The 16,685-nt window shown below is 67.2% G+C and carries 15 protein-coding genes; 3 read left to right on the top strand and 12 right to left on the bottom strand.

Annotated features, from left to right (window positions below; translation table 11 throughout):
- Nucleotides 1-53: 53 nt before the first annotated feature.
- The 3 genes from ACFWCF_RS05630 to ACFWCF_RS05620 all read right to left on the bottom strand — a co-directional run bounded on the left by ACFWCF_RS05630 (nucleotide 54) and on the right by ACFWCF_RS05620 (nucleotide 2,630).
- Complete coding sequence (locus tag ACFWCF_RS05630; RefSeq protein WP_378558239.1) at nucleotides 54-1,310, bottom strand: SPFH domain-containing protein; 1,257 nt, start codon at nucleotides 1,308-1,310, stop codon at nucleotides 54-56.
- Complete coding sequence (locus ACFWCF_RS05625) at nucleotides 1,311-1,742, bottom strand: NfeD family protein (protein ID WP_378491935.1); 432 nt, start codon at nucleotides 1,740-1,742, stop codon at nucleotides 1,311-1,313.
- A gap of 69 nt (nucleotides 1,743-1,811) precedes the next feature.
- Nucleotides 1,812-2,630: a DUF3097 domain-containing protein gene (locus ACFWCF_RS05620; RefSeq protein WP_378491976.1), complete on the bottom strand. Its 819-nt coding sequence runs from the start codon at nucleotides 2,628-2,630 to the stop codon at nucleotides 1,812-1,814.
- Between the two features lie 116 nt (nucleotides 2,631-2,746).
- Here ACFWCF_RS05620 and ACFWCF_RS05615 point away from each other — a divergent pair, with 116 nt between their 5' ends.
- Nucleotides 2,747-3,574: a hypothetical protein gene (locus tag ACFWCF_RS05615; RefSeq protein WP_378558236.1), complete on the top strand. Its 828-nt coding sequence runs from the start codon at nucleotides 2,747-2,749 to the stop codon at nucleotides 3,572-3,574.
- A 105-nt stretch (nucleotides 3,575-3,679) separates the two neighbouring features.
- Here ACFWCF_RS05615 and ACFWCF_RS05610 read toward each other — a convergent pair whose 3' ends face one another.
- From ACFWCF_RS05610 to ACFWCF_RS05575, 8 genes are all read right to left on the bottom strand, one after another.
- Entirely contained in the window at nucleotides 3,680-4,753 is a 1,074-nt protein-coding gene (locus ACFWCF_RS05610; protein ID WP_378558233.1) for a ferrochelatase, read from the bottom strand.
- A 17-nt stretch (nucleotides 4,754-4,770) separates the two neighbouring features.
- Nucleotides 4,771-5,577 carry an NADH-dependent enoyl-ACP reductase InhA gene (gene inhA, locus ACFWCF_RS05605; RefSeq protein ID WP_378558230.1) on the bottom strand — a complete coding sequence of 269 codons (807 nt, stop codon included), beginning with the start codon at nucleotides 5,575-5,577 and terminating at the stop codon, nucleotides 4,771-4,773.
- 52 nt (nucleotides 5,578-5,629) lie between these two features.
- Complete coding sequence (gene fabG1 / locus ACFWCF_RS05600; protein WP_378558227.1) at nucleotides 5,630-6,376, bottom strand: 3-oxoacyl-ACP reductase FabG1; 747 nt, start codon at nucleotides 6,374-6,376, stop codon at nucleotides 5,630-5,632.
- Between the two features lie 64 nt (nucleotides 6,377-6,440).
- Nucleotides 6,441-7,421, bottom strand: coding sequence for a VWA domain-containing protein (locus ACFWCF_RS05595; RefSeq protein WP_378558224.1), 981 nt, complete (start codon nucleotides 7,419-7,421; stop codon nucleotides 6,441-6,443).
- On the bottom strand, nucleotides 7,418-8,368 hold the full coding sequence (locus tag ACFWCF_RS05590; protein ID WP_378558221.1) for a DUF58 domain-containing protein: 951 nt from the start codon (nucleotides 8,366-8,368) through the stop codon (nucleotides 7,418-7,420). Before ACFWCF_RS05590 ends, ACFWCF_RS05595 begins: the two co-directional genes overlap by 4 nt.
- Nucleotides 8,365-9,642: an AAA family ATPase gene (locus ACFWCF_RS05585; protein ID WP_378558218.1), complete on the bottom strand. Its 1,278-nt coding sequence runs from the start codon at nucleotides 9,640-9,642 to the stop codon at nucleotides 8,365-8,367. The genes ACFWCF_RS05590 and ACFWCF_RS05585 overlap by 4 nt, the downstream gene beginning before the upstream one ends.
- A gap of 112 nt (nucleotides 9,643-9,754) precedes the next feature.
- Nucleotides 9,755-11,344: an NlpC/P60 family protein gene (locus ACFWCF_RS05580; RefSeq protein WP_378558215.1), complete on the bottom strand. Its 1,590-nt coding sequence runs from the start codon at nucleotides 11,342-11,344 to the stop codon at nucleotides 9,755-9,757.
- 500 nt (nucleotides 11,345-11,844) lie between these two features.
- Nucleotides 11,845-12,492: a DUF6676 family protein gene (locus tag ACFWCF_RS05575; RefSeq protein ID WP_378491944.1), complete on the bottom strand. Its 648-nt coding sequence runs from the start codon at nucleotides 12,490-12,492 to the stop codon at nucleotides 11,845-11,847.
- A 336-nt stretch (nucleotides 12,493-12,828) separates the two neighbouring features.
- Here ACFWCF_RS05575 and acnA point away from each other — a divergent pair, with 336 nt between their 5' ends.
- Complete coding sequence (acnA, locus tag ACFWCF_RS05570) at nucleotides 12,829-15,630, top strand: aconitate hydratase AcnA (protein ID WP_378491945.1); 2,802 nt, start codon at nucleotides 12,829-12,831, stop codon at nucleotides 15,628-15,630.
- Between the two features lie 131 nt (nucleotides 15,631-15,761).
- Complete coding sequence (locus tag ACFWCF_RS05565) at nucleotides 15,762-16,328, top strand: TetR/AcrR family transcriptional regulator (RefSeq protein ID WP_378491946.1); 567 nt, start codon at nucleotides 15,762-15,764, stop codon at nucleotides 16,326-16,328.
- Nucleotides 16,329-16,360: 32 nt separating this feature from the next.
- Here the strand turns inward: ACFWCF_RS05565 and ACFWCF_RS05560 are convergent, their stop codons facing one another.
- Nucleotides 16,361-16,615 carry a helix-turn-helix domain-containing protein gene (locus ACFWCF_RS05560; RefSeq protein ID WP_378491947.1) on the bottom strand — a complete coding sequence of 85 codons (255 nt, stop codon included), beginning with the start codon at nucleotides 16,613-16,615 and terminating at the stop codon, nucleotides 16,361-16,363.
- Between the last annotated feature and the right edge of the window lie 70 nt (nucleotides 16,616-16,685).

Raw genomic sequence — 16,685 nt, 5'->3', positions numbered from 1 at the left:
GTCGCGGCCCGCACATCGGATGTGCGGGCCGCGACGGGTACCACGGAAAAGATCTACTGCTGTCGAGGCGGATCCTGCTGGGGATCCGCCTCCTGCTCCGGCTCACCGGTGGGCATCCATCCGTCTTGCGGAGGCTGCGACTGCGGCAACGCCTGCGGCGGCGTTCCCGCGACCCCACCTGCTTTGTGCCGCGGAGCCGATCCGGGCACATCGGGGTCGACCGGCTTACGCGCCACAGCCTCGGCTTCGGCGACGGCCTTCGCCACCGCCGGGTCGCTCTTGGTGGTGAACCAGTCCTCGACCTCCGCCGAATCGTCCTCGGGGCGCTGCAGGCCTTCCTCGACCGGGCTCGGTTCGAACCGGAACACACCGTCGTCGCTCGGTGCACCGAGGCTCTTCGCGAATCCCTTGAGCGCATCCCCGAAATCGCTGGGCAGCAGCCACACCTTGTTCGCGTCGCCCTGTGCCATCTCCGGCAACGTCTGGAGATACTGGTAGGCAAGCAACTCCGGTGTCGGCTTACCGGCCTTGATCGCGGCGAACACCTTCTCGATCGCCTTCGCCTCGCCCTGTGCTTCGAGGTAGCTGGCAGCACGGTCACCCTGCGCCCGCAGGATCCGCGATTGCCGTTCTGCTTCCGCCTCGAGGATCGAAGCCTGCTTCGCGCCCTCTGCCGAGAGGATCCTGGACTGCTTGTCGCCCTCGGCGGTCTTGATCGCGGCCTCGCGATGCCCCTCCGCGGTGAGGATCACCGCGCGCTTCTCGCGGTCCGCCTTCATCTGCTTCTCCATCGACTCCTGGATCGACGGCGGCGGATCGATGCTCTTGAGTTCGACACGGGCGACCCGCAGCCCCCACCGGCCGGTGGCCTCGTCCAGGACTCCGCGCAGCTGTCCGTTGATGGAATCACGCGACGTCAAGGTCTCTTCGAGAGTCATACCACCGACCACGTTGCGCAGGGTGGTCACGGTCAACTGTTCGACAGCGGCGATGTAGTTGCTGATCTCGTAGACCGCGGCCTGCGGATTGGTGACCTGGAAGTACACCACCGTGTCGATGCTCAACGTCAGGTTGTCCTGGGTGATCACCGGCTGCGGCGGGAACGAAACGACGCGTTCACGCAGGTCCACCTTGTCGCGGATCCGATCCACGAACGGCACCAGGAAGGTCAACTGCCCCGACGCCGTCCGGTAGTACCGGCCGAGTCGTTCGATCACGGCGGCCTCTGCCTGCGGCACCAGTGCCACCGACCTGACCACCACAATCACCACAAGCGCCACCAATACGGCGAGCACTATCAATGCTTCCATCTACGGACCCCTCCACACGACGGCGGTTGCGCCGTCGATCTCCATCACGGTCACGGTTGTTCCGGCTTCGTACGATTCGGTCTCGTCCAATGGTCGCGCTGTCCAGACGTCGCCGTCGATCTTGACCCGCCCCGAATGCGCATCGACCGGTTCGAGCACCAGTGCGTGCTTGCCCGGTAGCGCATCGATTCCCGTCGTCAACGCCGGTGGTTGCGCGTAACGACGCCGCAGCGGCGGACGCACCCCCAGCAGCAACACGAGCGAGGCGATCGCGAACACCAAGGCGTCGAACCACACGGGCAGATCGGTGACGGCCGCGACCCCGGCAGTCGCCAACGCGGCGCCGCCCAACATCAGCAGGACGAAGTCGCCGGTCAACGCTTCGCCGGCCGCCAACGCGACACCGGCGATGAGCCAAATCAATGCCGTCACAAACCCATCCTGACACAATCCGGACATCCGGCGCAGACGCGCGGACGCCGGGCCCCGGCCGTACGCAGGTCAGGCGCCGTCGGGTTCGGTCACGAAATCGACCAGCCTTTCCACTGCGCCGAGCAGGGGCGATTCGAGATCCCGGAAACCCGACACGGCACCGTAGACGCGGCGCCACCCTTCTTGCGGTGAGCCCCAACCCAACTCGCGGCACACCCCGGTCTTCCAGTCCTGACCACGGGGAATCTTCGGCCACGCGTCGATCCCCAACACTGCCGGACGGACGGCTTCCCAGACATCGATGAAGGGGTGGCCGGTCACCATCACGTACGGACCCAGATTCGCGGTGAGCCTTTCCTCCTTCGACCCGGCGACCAGGTGATCGGCGAGCACCCCGACTCGGCGCCCGGGACCCGGCCGGAACTCGGCGAGCCGCGCTCCGAGATTGTCGAGACCCTCGAGTTGCTCGACGACCACCCCTTCGACGCGCAGATCGTGCCCCCACACGCGCTCGACGAGCGCCGCGTCGTGCACACCCTCCACCCAGATGCGGCTACCGCGCGCCACCCGCGCACGGAGCCCCTCGACGCGCACCGACCCGGACGCCGAGCGGGTCGGTGTCGCGGCGGCGCGCGGCGTCGGACGCGTCAAGGTCACCGGGGCGCCTTCGACGAGGAAGGCCGCCGGGCGCATCGCGAACAGCCGTGTTCGTCCGTTCGCGTCCTCGAGCCGGACGAAATCACCGTCGTAGGTGCGTTCGAAACCGACCACCGCCCCACACCATCCGGAGGCTGCGTCCTCGACCACCAGGTCTTTCTCTGCTTCCAGTTCCGGAACCGGCTTCTTCTTCGTACGGCCATGGCCGGCAAAGATGTCGGCACCGTACATGTCTCGTGGGCTCACGCCCGACCACGTTAGGACAGTGCACCGACGGCCCGGGGCCGCCACGCCGAGTACCGCGGCGTGCGCTGGGTCCTATCGGTGGCCCGCTTTATGCTCATCCGGTGAGTTCACCCAGCCTGACTGTGACCGTGTGGGCGGGTTCGTGGCTGTCCGGCCACGCGGCCGCCGACGATGTGATCGACGCCCTGCACGAGTGGGCGCCGATGCATCTGGTCGCCGCCCACACCGAGGATGCTGCGGCGGCTGCCGGACTGTCCGGCACGCGCCCGGTGAACGGTGCCGCCGTGTTGCTCACGACGATCCGCCGCGCCGACCCTGCCGGTGGTTCCGGGATTCGCCTGGTGCTCCCGGCTGCCGGTGATGTGCACGGGCTGCCCGCGGGCACCGAGTTCGCAGCGGCGGCGCTCACGGCCCGCGAGGGGGTGTTGGTGGGGGCGCCCGGCACCCCCGGCATCGGACTCGTACCCACCGTGGAGGGCCCGGATGTGTTGCGCTGGACGGTGTTCGCACTTCCGATACTTCCCGAGCCGCCCGCTCCTCCCGGTCTCGGCGAGGCCGAGTTCGCGATGCGCGAGGCGGTGCGCGACGCCGCATCGACCTTGACGGAAATCCACACCGTGGACTCGAACGGCCGACGGAGCGATCCGCGGGCCGCGATCGCCGAGAAAGTCGCCGAGTACGCGCAGCACCGGTACCCGGAGGCGCTGCCCCCGCGGGCCGTGCGGATTCTCGAATCCGCCGATCAGGTCGCGGCAATCCTGACCGTCGCGGCCGCGGGTGAAGGCCTCCAGGCAGGTTCGGCGTCGGCAGCAGCCGCCCGCGAGGACGCGTTGCGTCCGCTGTGGGCAGCGGTGCGAGTCGCTCGCCTCGGGGCGGTCGCGGCCACCCTCGGCGCCCTCGATCGGCGCCGGCCCGCGACCGGCAATTGACGCGACGTCCCCGGACTGCCCCGAGTGAGCGAATGTATCACCCGTCTCATTGGATCGAGCGAAGGATCCATTCGCTCGCCCCCGGGGAGGTCCGAGCGGGCCCGGTCAGCCGGCAGCGGCGGGTCGCGACGGTCGCGCGGGAGGTTCGCAGCACCGCACCGCGCACAACCGGCCGTTGCAGCCGACGCCGAACTGGGGTTCCGTCCCGAGACGCCGTGGCGTCATGGTTCCGAGGTGCTCCCCGACCAGTTCGCGGACCAGTGACGCGAAGCGCGGGTCTGTTCCGGCCGTACCCGCCCGGGCGAATCCCATTCCGAGTTCGGCGGCGCGGTCGCGTGCTTCGGTGTCCAGATCCCAGACGACCTCGAGGTGGTCGGAGACGAAGCCGACGGGTACGACGATCACCGCACCCACACCCCGGTCGTGGAGAGCGTCGAGATGATCGACGATGTCGGGTTCGAGCCACGGCACCTGCGGCGGGCCGGAACGGGACTGCCATACCAGGTCGTAGTCGCCGACGCCGAGGGCCTGTGCGACCAGCTGCGCCGCCTCGGCGACCTGACGACTGTAGAGCCGGCCACCCGCGTCCGGCGGGCCGCCGGTCGCGTCGGTGGCGGTCGGAACCGAGTGTGCGGTGAATACCAGGCGCGCGGATTCCGCGTCGTCCTGGAGTTCCGTACGTGCTGCGCGGACGGCGTCGGCGACCGCCTCGACGAACAGCGGATGGTCGTAGAACTGGCGCACCTTCGTCAGGTCCGGGGCGCCGTCGACAGCGGCGTGTGCCCTCGCAATGTCCTCGTGGTACTGACGGCACCCGGAGTATCCGCCCCACGCCGAGGTCGCGAACACCAGTGCATTGCGGACTCCGTCGCGGGTCATCTCCGCAACGGTGTCCTCGATCATCGGATGCCAGTTGCGGTTGCCGAAATAGATCGGCAGATCGATTCCGTGCGCGTCGAATTCGGCACGCACGGCGTCGATGAGCGCGCGGTTGAGCGCGTTGATCGGTGAGACACCCCCGAAATGCAGATAATGCCGGGCCACGTCGTCGAGCCGTTCCGGCGGGATACCGCGACCGCGGGTGACGTTCTCGAGAAACGGGCGTACGTCGTCGGGGCCTTCGGGTCCGCCGAACGACAGCACCATCAGCGCGTCGTAGACCTCGGGGGTGTTCACCATGATCGATGCTCCTGCCGTCAGGCGCCGAAGCCGACCTGGGAATGGAAGCCACCGTCGACGTAGACGATGGACCCGGTGGTACCGGGAAGCCAGTCGGACAGCACCGTGCACACCGTCTTCGCGACCGGGGTCGGGTCGTCGACGTCCCAGCCGATCGGCGACGCGGCGGACCAGCCGTCGTTGAGCTTGTTCATCTCGGCGCCCGGCCCCGTGGCGTCCCCGGCGATGGCCTTGGCGGCGAGGGTCTTGATGGGTCCGGCCGCGACAAGGTTCGAACGGATACCGCGCGGGCCGACCTCCTTCGCGACGTACCGGTTGACGGATTCGAGAGTGGCCTTGGAGACGCCCATCCAGTTGTAGAACGGGACAGCCCGCGCCGGGTCGAAGTCCATGCCGACGAGGGAGGCACCGTCATTCGTTGCCGGCAGCACGGCCTTGGCGAGCGCCGCGTACGAGTACGCGGACACCTCGAGCGCGACGGCCACATCGTTCCAGGGCGCGTCGAGGAAGGGGCTGCCCAGGCACGAGCGCGGTGCGAAACCGATCGAGTGGACGACGCCGTCGAGGCCTTCTGGTGCGATCTCCCGGATCCTGTCGGCGAGACCGGCGAGGTGCTCGGGGTTCTGTACGTCCAGTTCGACGGCGGGAGGTACCGGCTGCGGCAGTCGCTGCGCGATGCGGTCGATCAACCTGAGCCGGTCGAATCCGGTGATGAGCACCTTCGCACCCTGTTCCTGCGCGACCTTCGCAGTGTGGAACGCGATCGAGGCATCAGTGATGATGCCGGTGACGAGAATGGTCTTGCCCTCGAGCAGTCCGCCCATGAGTGTGTCGATCCTCCAGTGTGTTTCGGATGTGGTCCGGTGTCGCGGGCTGCTAGTGGCCCATGCCCATACCGCCGTCGACGGGGATCACCGCGCCGGAGACGTAGGCGGAATCGTCCGAGGCGAGGAAGCTGACCACCGCGGCGATGTCCTCGGGCTTACCGAGACGCTGCAGCGGGATGAACTTCTTCGCCATGTCGCGCATGTCGTCGGACAGATCGGCGGTCATGTCGGTCTCGACGAAGCCGGGGGCGACCACGTTGGCGGTGATCGACCGCGAGCCGAGCTCACGGGTCACCGAGCGTGCCAGGCCGATGACGCCGGCCTTCGAGGAGGCGTAGTTGATCTGGCCTGCCTGACCGGCCATGCCGACAACCGAGCCGAGGAAGATCATCCGTCCCCAGCGCGCTCGCAGCATCGCGCGGTTGGCGCGCTTGGCACACCGGAACGCGCCGGTGAGGTTGGCGTCGAGAACGTTCGTGAACTGGTCTTCGGTCATGCGCATCAGCAGGGTGTCGTCGGTGATGCCTGCGTTGGCGACCAGTACCTCGACCGGCCCCTGGTGTGCCTCGACCTCGGTGTAGGCGCGGTCGACGGAGTCACTGTCGGTGACATCGCAGACGACGCCGAACAGGTCCTCGGGCACACCGGAACCGCGGTGGGTGACGGCGACCTTGTGTCCGTCCGCCTGGAGGCGGCGGGCCACGGCGAGCCCGATACCCCGGTTACCCCCGGTGACGAGGACCGAACGGGGGGTGGCCACGTGCCGCGACGGTGCGGCGCTGGTTGCGTCAGTCATGCGGACAAACCTATCTGGTGGTGGATCGAGTACGGAAAAGACACCGCGGCGGCCACAACTGCGGTCACGGAAGTCGCTGACGGAGCACCATGGCGGCGATGAGTCCCCCGGCGACGGCGAAGACGCCGAGCATCAGCCACGGCCGGCTGGCGTCGCCGCGGGTGGTCTCGAATCCGATCTGCTCCTCGAGGGTGTCGTAGGCGCCTTCGAGTTCTTCGAGACTGGAGGCGGCGAAGAAGCTTCCGCCGGACAGTTCGGCGATCTCCTCGAGTGACGGATCGTCGACGGGCACCGGGATCTGATCGTCCTCGATCGTCACACTGCCGTATTGGGTACCGAACGAAATAGTGGAGACCGGGATGCCCTTCTCTGCGGCCTGACGGGCCGCGGTGAATCCTCCGCGGGGGTCGTCGGGGCTTTCGGGGACGGTCTGCTTGCCGTCGGAGAGCAACACGATGCGGGCCGGCGGAGCCTGATCGCTGCCGCCGAGGACCGCGGCGAGGGTCTCGATCGATTGCATCGAGGTGAAGATCGCCTCGCCGGTCGCGGTGCGTTCGCTCAGTTGGAGGTGGTCGATCGCGGTCTTCGTCGCTTCCCGGTTGGTGGTGGGTGAGACGAGAACCGACGCCGTGCCGGAGAACGCGACGAGCCCGAGGTTGATGCCCGGGGTCAGGTCGTCGGCGAACGACTTCGCGGCTTCCTGCGCAGCTGCCAGCCGCGACGGTGCCACGTCGGTGGCCTCCATCGACAGCGACACGTCGATCGCAAGGACGACGGTGGCGCGGTTACGGGGAACCCGCTGTTCGGAGGTGGGGCCGGCCAGTGCGACGGTCAGCAGCGCGAGACCGACGAGGAGCAGCGCGACGGGGATGTGCCGCGCACGACCGGGCCTGTCGGGTGCGACCTTCTCGAGCAGTTCGAAATTGGTGAACCGCAGAGTGTGGGCGAGCCGGCGCCGCTGCACGAGCACGTATCCGACAGCGAGCGCCGCGACGACGAACAGGAACAGCAGCCACCACGGTGAGGCGAAACCGGAGAAACTCATCGTCCCCCCTGTCCTGCGCCGATGCTGTGTCTGCGGGCTGCCACGAAGCGGACGACATCGCCGATCCAGTCGCGGTCGGTGCGCAGGCTCAACCGAGGTGCACCGCACCGACGCAGCGCCTGTTCCACCGCCGCACGGTGGTCGGAGGCGGCCTGCGCGAAGTCGGCGCGCAGTTGTGGCGTGGTGGTGAATTCGCGGGTTCGTCCGGTTTCGGGGTCGTGCAGCACAACATCACCGAGATCGGGCAATTCCAGATCACGCGGGTCGAGCACCTCGACGGCGAGCACCTCGTGGCGGGCGGACAGTGCCCGCAACGGTCGCTCCCACTCGATGGGGCCGAGAAAATCGCTGATGACGACGATGAGTCCGCGGCGTCGTTGTGGACGACGAAGCGAGTCGATGACACCGCGCAGATCGCCGCGGGTGCCGTCCGGGGGATGCGGAGTCGTGGCGATGGTGCGCAACATCGACTGCGCGTGCAGACGCCCGCCACGAGCGGGCATCCGTGCAACGTCGCGGCCATTGGACACGACCGCGCCGATGCGGTTTCCGCCGCCGCCGGTCAGATATGCGATCGCAGCGACAGAGGCGATGGCGAGGTCGCGCTTCTCGCAGTTTCCGGTGCCGAAGTCGAGACTCGCCGACAGGTCGAGTGCCAGCCAGGTCTCGAGTTCACGGTCGGCGACGGTCTGCCGTACGTGCGGGTGGGTGGTGCGGGCAGTGACCGACCAGTCCATCTGCCGGACGTCGTCGCCGGGCTGGTATTCGCGGGCATCGCCGGGCTCGGATCCCGGACCGGGGATCAGACCGAGGTGATCGCCGTGCAGGACACCGTCGAGGCGACGTCGGACCGTCAGTTCCAGCGTGCGTAGTGCAGCGGTCAGCTCGGGTTCACGCAGTTGTCCGGCACGGAACGTCGGCGGCGACCCGGGGGCGCGTTCACTCACCGGGGCGCCGCACCCGCCTCGGGCCCGGCGGACGGTGCGCCGGCACGTACCGGCTGCGGGGGCGACGCGAGGGGCGCGACCTGCGGCAGACCCACGGTCTGCAGGATCCGGGTGATGATGTGATCGGGTGAAACATCGTCGGCGAGTGCGTCGTACGACAGCACCAGGCGGTGACGCAGCACATCGGGGATGACGTCGAGGATGTCCTGGGGGATGACGTAGTCGCGTCCGCGGACCATCGCCAGTGCGCGAGCGGCGGAGATGATGCCGAGGGTCGCGCGGGGTGAGGCGCCGTATGCGATCCACCCCTGCACATCGTCGAGGCCGACTTCTGCCGGTGCACGAGTCGCGAAGATCACCCGCACCACGTAGTCGACGAGTGCGTGGTGCACGAACACGCGGCTGGCGACCTTCTGCAGGCGGATCAACTCGTCGCTACCGAGGATCTGCTTGGGTTCGGGTGCGGCGACACCCATGCGGTAGACGATCTCCCGTTCTTCCTCGACCGTCGGATAGTCGACGAGGACCTTGAACAGGAAACGGTCGCGCTGTGCCTCGGGCAGAGGGTAGACGCCCTCGTTCTCGATCGGGTTCTGGGTGGCCATGACCAGGAACGGGTCGGGCATCGGGAAGGTCTTGCCGCCGATGGTCACGTGCCGCTCGGCCATCACCTCGAGCAACGCCGACTGCACTTTCGCGGGGGCACGGTTGATCTCGTCGGCGAGGACGAAGTTCGCGACGACCGGGCCGAGTTCGGTGTCGAACTCCTCACGACCCTGCCGGTAGATCCGGGTACCGACCAGGTCGGTGGGAACGAGATCGGGGGTGAACTGCACACGGGAGAACGAACCGCCCACGACCTTGGCGAAGGTTTCCACCGCCAGGGTCTTGGCGACACCGGGCACACCTTCGAGCAGCACGTGTCCTCTGGCGAGAACGCCGACGAGCATCCGCTCGACCAGCAGGTCCTGGCCGACGATCACTCGTTTGACCTCGTAGATGGCCCGCTCCAGGAGCCGGATGTCCTGAGCAGGATCGACCGCATTGGGCGCGCCCTGACCATCTCGGTTCCGGCCGTCGGGTGTCGGGCCGTCGTTGCGAGGCGGAACGGGCTTCTGCGCCTTCGTCGTGTTCACTGCTGCGTTGTTCGCTGCCGGGGTGCTGCCCGCCGGGGCATTCACCGCATTGCCTCGCTCGCCGCTCTTCTGGACGGTCGATTCGCTCTTGTCGTTCGACCCTGCAGTCCCCGACGTCCCACCCTCGCGTGAGGTCACCAACAATCCACCGCTTTCGCCTGTCGCTCCGCTGGAAACACCTGCCGGCACCACTATTGCAGGTACCGGTATTCCGTGTCGTCACCCCCGCGCGACCTGCGCCGCATCGCCGTCACGACACCATGCGCACCACATACGGTGTCATGCCGTCCCAGCGTACCGGCGAGATCTTCACATGCGCACCCGACTGCGGTGCCTCGAGCATTGTGCCGTCGCCGAGGTACAGGCCCACGTGCTGGCTGGCATTCGGTCCGTAGAAGATCATGTCTCCGCGTTGCATCTCCGACACGGGGACCTGCGTACCGGCGGTGTATTGGTACCCGGTGTAGTGCGGGAGGGAGACACCGATGCCGGCGAAGGCGTAGATCATCAGTCCTGAACAGTCGAAGCCGGTCTTGTTGTAGTCGCCGTAAGTGTCGGCGACACCACCGTCACGAATGCCGCGGGTGGGGCCGTTCTCATCACCGCCACCCCATGCGTAGGGCACGCCGATCTGCGACAGTCCCCGGTCGATGACCGTCTCGACGGCAGCGGTCCCGGTCAGCGTCGGACGCTGGGTCGTGCGCGGGGACGATCGGGGGCCGGACTCGCGCGGGGTCGATGGACCGGTCTCGTCGGCAGGATCGGGATTCGTCCATTCACGGACGTCCTCGTCGTCCTCGACTCCGGTGTCGGTGTCGGCGCCACCGCCCGTATCGCCGGGATCGGTCGGTGCGGTCTCCGGTGTTTCGGTTTCGGCGACTTCCGTCTCGGTCGGCGCAGTCACGGTCGGTCCGGTCACTTCCGGCGCAGGGATGTCGAGCTGTGTATGGGGTCGCTGACCGTTCGAGAGTTCGGCAGCACGCGCCCGCGCGGCAGCGTCCGCAGCGACCCGCACTGCCGCTTCGGATGCGGCCTGCGCAGCGACCTGCGTGGCGGCGGCCGCGGCTGCCTGCTCGGCGCGACGACGGTCGTCCCACGCCACATAATCGGCGCGCTGACCTTCGAGCCCGACGACGTTCCCTCGGGCCTGGTCGAGTGCGCCCTGGGCCTGGGCGCGTTCCTGCTCGATGCGTCGTTTCTCGCCGGCCTGCGCCTCGAGTGCGGCCCGAGCCGTCGAGATCGCGGCTTCCGCCTCGGTGCGGCGTCGTTCCGCAGCGGTCGCCGCGGCGTCGGCGTCGAGTTTCGCGGCACGCGCGCGGGAGTTGCTGTTGGCTTCGGTGGCGCGGGCCCGTTCCAGTGCCTCGAGCACCGCGGTCCTGCCCGATGACAACAGTCGCATCACCTGGGCTCGGTCGAGAAGGTCATCGGGCCCGTCCGTCGACAGGAAGGCCGCGAGAGACGCGCCGTTGACGCCTTGCATGTAGCTGCTGCGTGCGAAGTCGTCGAAGTCGTCCTGCGCGTGCAGAATTCGGGCTCCCGCATCCTGCAGCGCCAGTTCCGACGATGCGACCTCCTGCGCGGCCGCGTCGGCGGCATCGCGGGCGGACTGCAGATCCACGAGGGCACGGTTGACGTCTTCGCGCTTGATCGCCACCTGCGCGTCGAGTTCGACCAACTGCTGGTCGGCGCCTGCGATCTGCACGATCAGTGAGCCGATCCGGTCGACGCCGGAACTCACCGCGGCATCGGCGGCGTCGAGTTGGGCCTCGCTCGGGTTCGGTGGTGGCGGTGGCACCGCCCCGGCCGTGGAGCCGAGCCCGACGACGACGGTCGTGATCAATCCGAGTCCCGCAACCAATCGCGGAACGCGCCGCCCTGTCCGGGGGGACAAGTCCCTGTCCGGATCCGACGACACGTATCTGCGTATCAGCTCACTGTCCGATGACGAAGACCGTCGCGGAATCCCCCCGTGGATACCGAACCGTCGCACTGTGCTCTCCCTCGGTCGTGCCGACCGATCGCACCGGTCGACCCCGACGCCTGGAGAAGAGCGCGCAGCACCGATCGCCCGCGGTCGCGCGGTCGATCGCTGATGGTCTCGTACCGATCACGGTCAGCGTCCCGCGACTCGGCTTGTGACACTTCTTCCCCAAGAGCGCCACGTGAACCGTACGACACAGCACCCACCCCCCGCACGACAGTCACAGATATTCGTCCGGAAAGACCAGGTCGCTCACACGTGAATACTGGCGACTCCCCCGACCACAGGCGTGACCCGGTTGTCGCCGGAGCCGGGGAGTCCGTCTCGATCGAATGGAGGTTCGGCGTCCGCGAACGAGATCAGACGGAGCCGGCGTCTCCGGGCGTGACCTGCGTGCCCCTGGAGCCCACGTCGGGTTCGGTGCCCGTGGCTCCTGCAGCGGCTTCGGTGCCCGCACGCCGCCGCTTGGCGAGATACGTCAGTGCACCGACGGCCGCCACCACCAGAATCAACACGATGGTCATCAGTGTCCAGGGCGGCGACGGTTCGAGTAACGAGTCGACGAAGTTGGTCGTCGACACCACCGGGTCGCCCGTGTAAGTGCGGTCCTGTGCCGCCTCGAGCGTCACGCGGTCCAGCGAGTCGCTGAACGTACCGACCCAGTCGGGGCTGAGCACCAGGACGGTGCCGCCGTCCTCGGACCCGACCGCGGTGGCGAGGTCGCGTAGCTGCGAGTCCATGTACGGATTGCTCTCGACCACGACGACGCTGAGGTCGATGCCGTGATCCTGTGCACGCTGCACCTGCTCGACGAGTTCGGAAGTATCGAGTTCGGGGCCACCGAGTTCAGGGCCACCGAGTTCGGGGCCACCGAGTTCCGAGTCCTTCACCCCTTCGGGTACCGACACCTGATCGTCGGCCAGGTCGGCGAGGATCGTCTCGAGGGTGACTCCGGGAGGGAGGTCCGTGGCCGCGGGCCCGGGTATACGAAGCAGTGGCGCAGACATCTCTCTCCGGTGGTGCTGGTCAGAAGCGGACGAACCGCACTCGCCGCGGCAGCCGAGGGAGACGGGGTCCCGACGGTGTCGCAGGCATGCCGCACTCGTACGGCACCACCGCACATTACGCGATGAACCGGCATGTCCCTGCAACCGCGCCTCACCCGGCACCGTCCGTCACAATCGCTTCGAGAGCCTCCCCCGGGCCTATGTAGGACAAGCGTACTGTTAGACTTGTGGCGAGATGCCGCGGCACCGGTCAACCCCCGGACATGGCCGTGAGCCTCGCTTGAGCCGTCGACACAGCCCCGTCGGCGGCGAGCCGTAACGACGAGTGGAGCTGATGTGAGCACCAGTATTGATTCGTTCGGCGCCAAGGGGACGCTGCAGGTCGGAGAGAACTCGTACGAGATCTTCCGCCTGTCGTCGGTCCCCGGCACCGAGAAACTCCCCTATTCCCTCAAGGTCCTCGCCGAGAACCTGCTGCGCACCGAAGACGGCGCGAACATCACCGCCGACCACATCCGCGCGATCGCGGGCTGGGATCCGTCGGCCGAGCCGAGCGTCGAGATCCAGTTCACGCCCGCCCGCGTGATCATGCAGGACTTCACCGGCGTGCCCTGCATCGTCGACCTCGCGACGATGCGTGAGGCCGTCACCGCGCTCGGTGGCGACCCGAACAAGGTCAACCCGCTCTCCCCCGCCGACATGGTCATCGACCACTCGGTCATCCTCGACGTCTTCGGCCAGGCCGATGCGCTCGAGCGCAACGTCGATCTCGAATACGAGCGCAACGGCGAGCGTTACCAGTTCCTGCGTTGGGGTCAGGGCGCATTCGACGACTTCAAGGTCGTCCCCCCGGGAATGGGCATCGTCCACCAGGTCAACATCGAGTACCTGGCACCGACCGTCATGTCCCGTAACGGACAGGCCTACCCCGACACATGCGTGGGCACCGACTCGCACACCACCATGGTCAACGGCCTCGGCGTGCTCGGCTGGGGCGTCGGCGGCATCGAGGCCGAAGCAGCAATGCTCGGCCAGCCGGTCTCCATGCTCATCCCCCGCGTCGTCGGCTTCAAACTCTCCGGCGAGATCAAGCCCGGAGTCACCGCAACCGACGTCGTGCTGACCGCCACCGAGATGCTGCGCAAGCACGGCGTCGTCGGCAAGTTCGTCGAGTTCTACGGCAAGGGTGTCGCCGAGGTTCCGCTCGCGAACCGCGCGACCCTGGGCAACATGAGCCCCGAATTCGGTTCCACCGCAGCGATCTTCCCGATCGACAGCGAAACGATCGAATACCTGCGCCTGACCGGCCGCAGCGACGAGCAGCTCGCGCTCGTCGAGGCATACGCCAAGGAACAGGGTCTGTGGCACAACCCCGACGAAGAGCCCGTCTTCTCCGAGTACATCGAGCTCGATCTGGGAACGGTTGTTCCTTCGATCGCAGGCCCGAAGCGCCCGCAGGACCGGATCCTGTTGTCGGATTCCAAAACGGCGTTCCGCAAGGACATCCACAACTACGTGGAGGAGCAGCTTCCGGCCGAGCACACCCAGCTCGACGAGGCCGTCGAAGAGTCCTTCCCCGCTTCCGATCCGGCTGCACTGTCCTTCGCTGACGACGGAGCCGTCGACGTTCTGTCTGCAGCCAACGGTGCAGAAGGTCGCCCGAGCAAGCCTGTGGTCGTCAAGTCCGACGCCGGCGAGTTCGTACTCGATCACGGCGCCGTCGTCGTTGCCGGCATCACGTCCTGCACCAACACGTCCAACCCGTCGGTCATGCTCGGTGCCGCACTTCTCGCACGCAATGCTGTCGAGAAGGGCCTGACCACCAAGCCGTGGGTCAAGACCAATATGGCTCCCGGTTCGCAGGTCGTCACCGACTACTACGAGAAGGCCGGCCTGTGGCCGTACCTCGAGAAGCTCGGTTACTACCTCGGCGGTTACGGATGCACCACCTGCATCGGCAACACCGGACCGCTCCCCGAGGCCGTGTCCAAGGCCATCAACGACAACGACCTGTCGGTCACCGCGGTGCTGTCGGGTAACCGCAACTTCGAGGGCCGTATCTCCCCCGACGTCAAGATGAACTACCTGGCTTCCCCGCCGCTCGTGATCGCCTACGGTCTTGCCGGAACCATGGACTTCGACTTCGAAACCGACTCGCTCGGCAACGACACCGACGGCAACCCGGTTTTCCTGAAGGACATCTGGCCGTCCACCCAGGAAATCGAAGAGACCATCAAGACGGCGATCAGCCAGGACATGTTCCGCAAGTCCTACGCCACGATCTTCGCCGGCGACAGCCGCTGGCAGAATCTCTCGACCCCCGAAGGTGACACCTTCGAGTGGGACCAGAACTCGACCTACGTCCGCAAGGCCCCGTACTTCGACGGCATGGAGATGGATCCGGCTCCGGTCACCGACATCTCGGGTGCTCGCGTCCTTGCGCTGCTCGGCGATTCGGTCACCACCGACCACATCAGCCCGGCAGGTCCAATCAAGCCCGGCACTCCGGCCGCCCAGTACCTGGACGCCAACGGTGTCGAGCGCAAGGACTACAACTCCCTGGGCTCGCGTCGCGGTAACCACGAGGTGATGATTCGCGGTACGTTCGCGAACATCCGGCTGCGCAACCAGCTGCTCGACGACGTCTCCGGTGGCTACACCCGCGACTTCACGCAGGAAGGCGCGCCGCAGGCGTTCATCTACGACGCGTCGCAGAACTACCAGGCTGCCGGCATCCCGCTGGTCGTCCTGGGCGGCAAGGAGTACGGCTCGGGTTCGTCGCGTGACTGGGCAGCCAAGGGCACCAGCCTGCTCGGCGTCAAGGCTGTCATCACCGAGTCCTTCGAGCGCATCCACCGCTCGAACCTGATCGGTATGGGCGTTGTGCCGCTGCAGTTCCCGAAGGGCGAGTCGGCGGGATCGCTCGGCCTGACCGGCACCGAGGTCTTCGACATCTCGGGTATCGCCGAGCTCAACAACGGCGTCACTCCGAAGACCGTGAAGGTCACCGCCACCAAGGAGAACGGCGAGAAGGTCGAGTTCGACGCGGTCGTCCGTATCGATACGCCCGGTGAAGCCGACTACTACCGCAACGGCGGAATCCTGCAATACGTGCTGCGGAACATGATCCGTAGCTGATCGGATTCGTGACCGCCACGGTCACTCCGGTGCAACAGCGGCGGGCTCGGGACACCACTCGTCTCGGGCCCGCCGTGCCACCACCGGCCGTCCAGTTCCCGCCATGATCCGATTCCGGAAGGATGTGGGTAGTGCCCAAGGTCAGTGAGGATCACCTCGCCGCGCGGCGCAGCCAGATCCTCGACGGTGCACGCCGCTGCTTCGCCGACTTCGGTTACGACGGAGCGACCGTACGACGCCTCGAGATCGCGACCGGCCTCTCTCGCGGCGCGATTTTCCATCATTTCAAAGACAAGGACGGGCTGTTCCTCGCACTCGCGCAGGAAGACGCCAAACGCATGGCGGACGTCGCCAGCAACGAGGGCCTCGTCCAGGTCATGCGCGACATGCTTTCCACACCTGAGCAGTTCAATTGGCTCGGCACACGACTCGAAATCACGCGCAGACTTCGCACCGATCCCGAGTTCGCGAGGGCCTGGACCCAGCATTCCGCCGAATTGACCGAGGCCACCGTCGGCCGTCTCGAACGACAGCGTGAGGCCGGGAAGCTCCGCGACGATGTGCCGACCGAAGTACTCGTCGCATATCTCGATCTGGTCCTCGACGGGCTCATCTCCCGGCTCGCGTCCGGCCACGCGGAAGACGAACTCGGCCGAGTACTCGACCTCGTCGAAGAATCGGTCCGCCGACGCGACTGACCGCGCTCAGTACCGAGCGCCACGCACGATTCTCAGCTGGCACCGTTGCTCGCGGGCGCAGCACGCCGTCGGTTCGGGCCGCCTCGACCTCGTAGGCGCACTTGCGACTCCACCAGCACGTTGTGCACGAAGCCATAGGATCGCCCGGTTTCCTGCGCCAGCGTCCGAATACTCGCGCCCGCTTCGTAGCGTCGCTTGAGCTCGGCCTGTAAGCGGTCTCTGGACTCACCGGTCACTCTGGCTCCCTTCGCGTACGAAGGCTGCCCAGTGTCAGGATTTCGCGCCATCGAATCCTCCCGTCGCCTCGCCGAAGGTCCCAGCACCCAGGCTAGATCACGCAGGCAGCGCCCGGAGCGG

The organism is Rhodococcus sp. NPDC060090 (assembly GCF_042729855.1).
Taxonomy (GTDB): domain Bacteria; phylum Actinomycetota; class Actinomycetes; order Mycobacteriales; family Mycobacteriaceae; genus Rhodococcus.
Note: the sequence above shows the minus strand (reverse complement) of the source record. Positions and strands in the feature narration are given on the sequence as shown.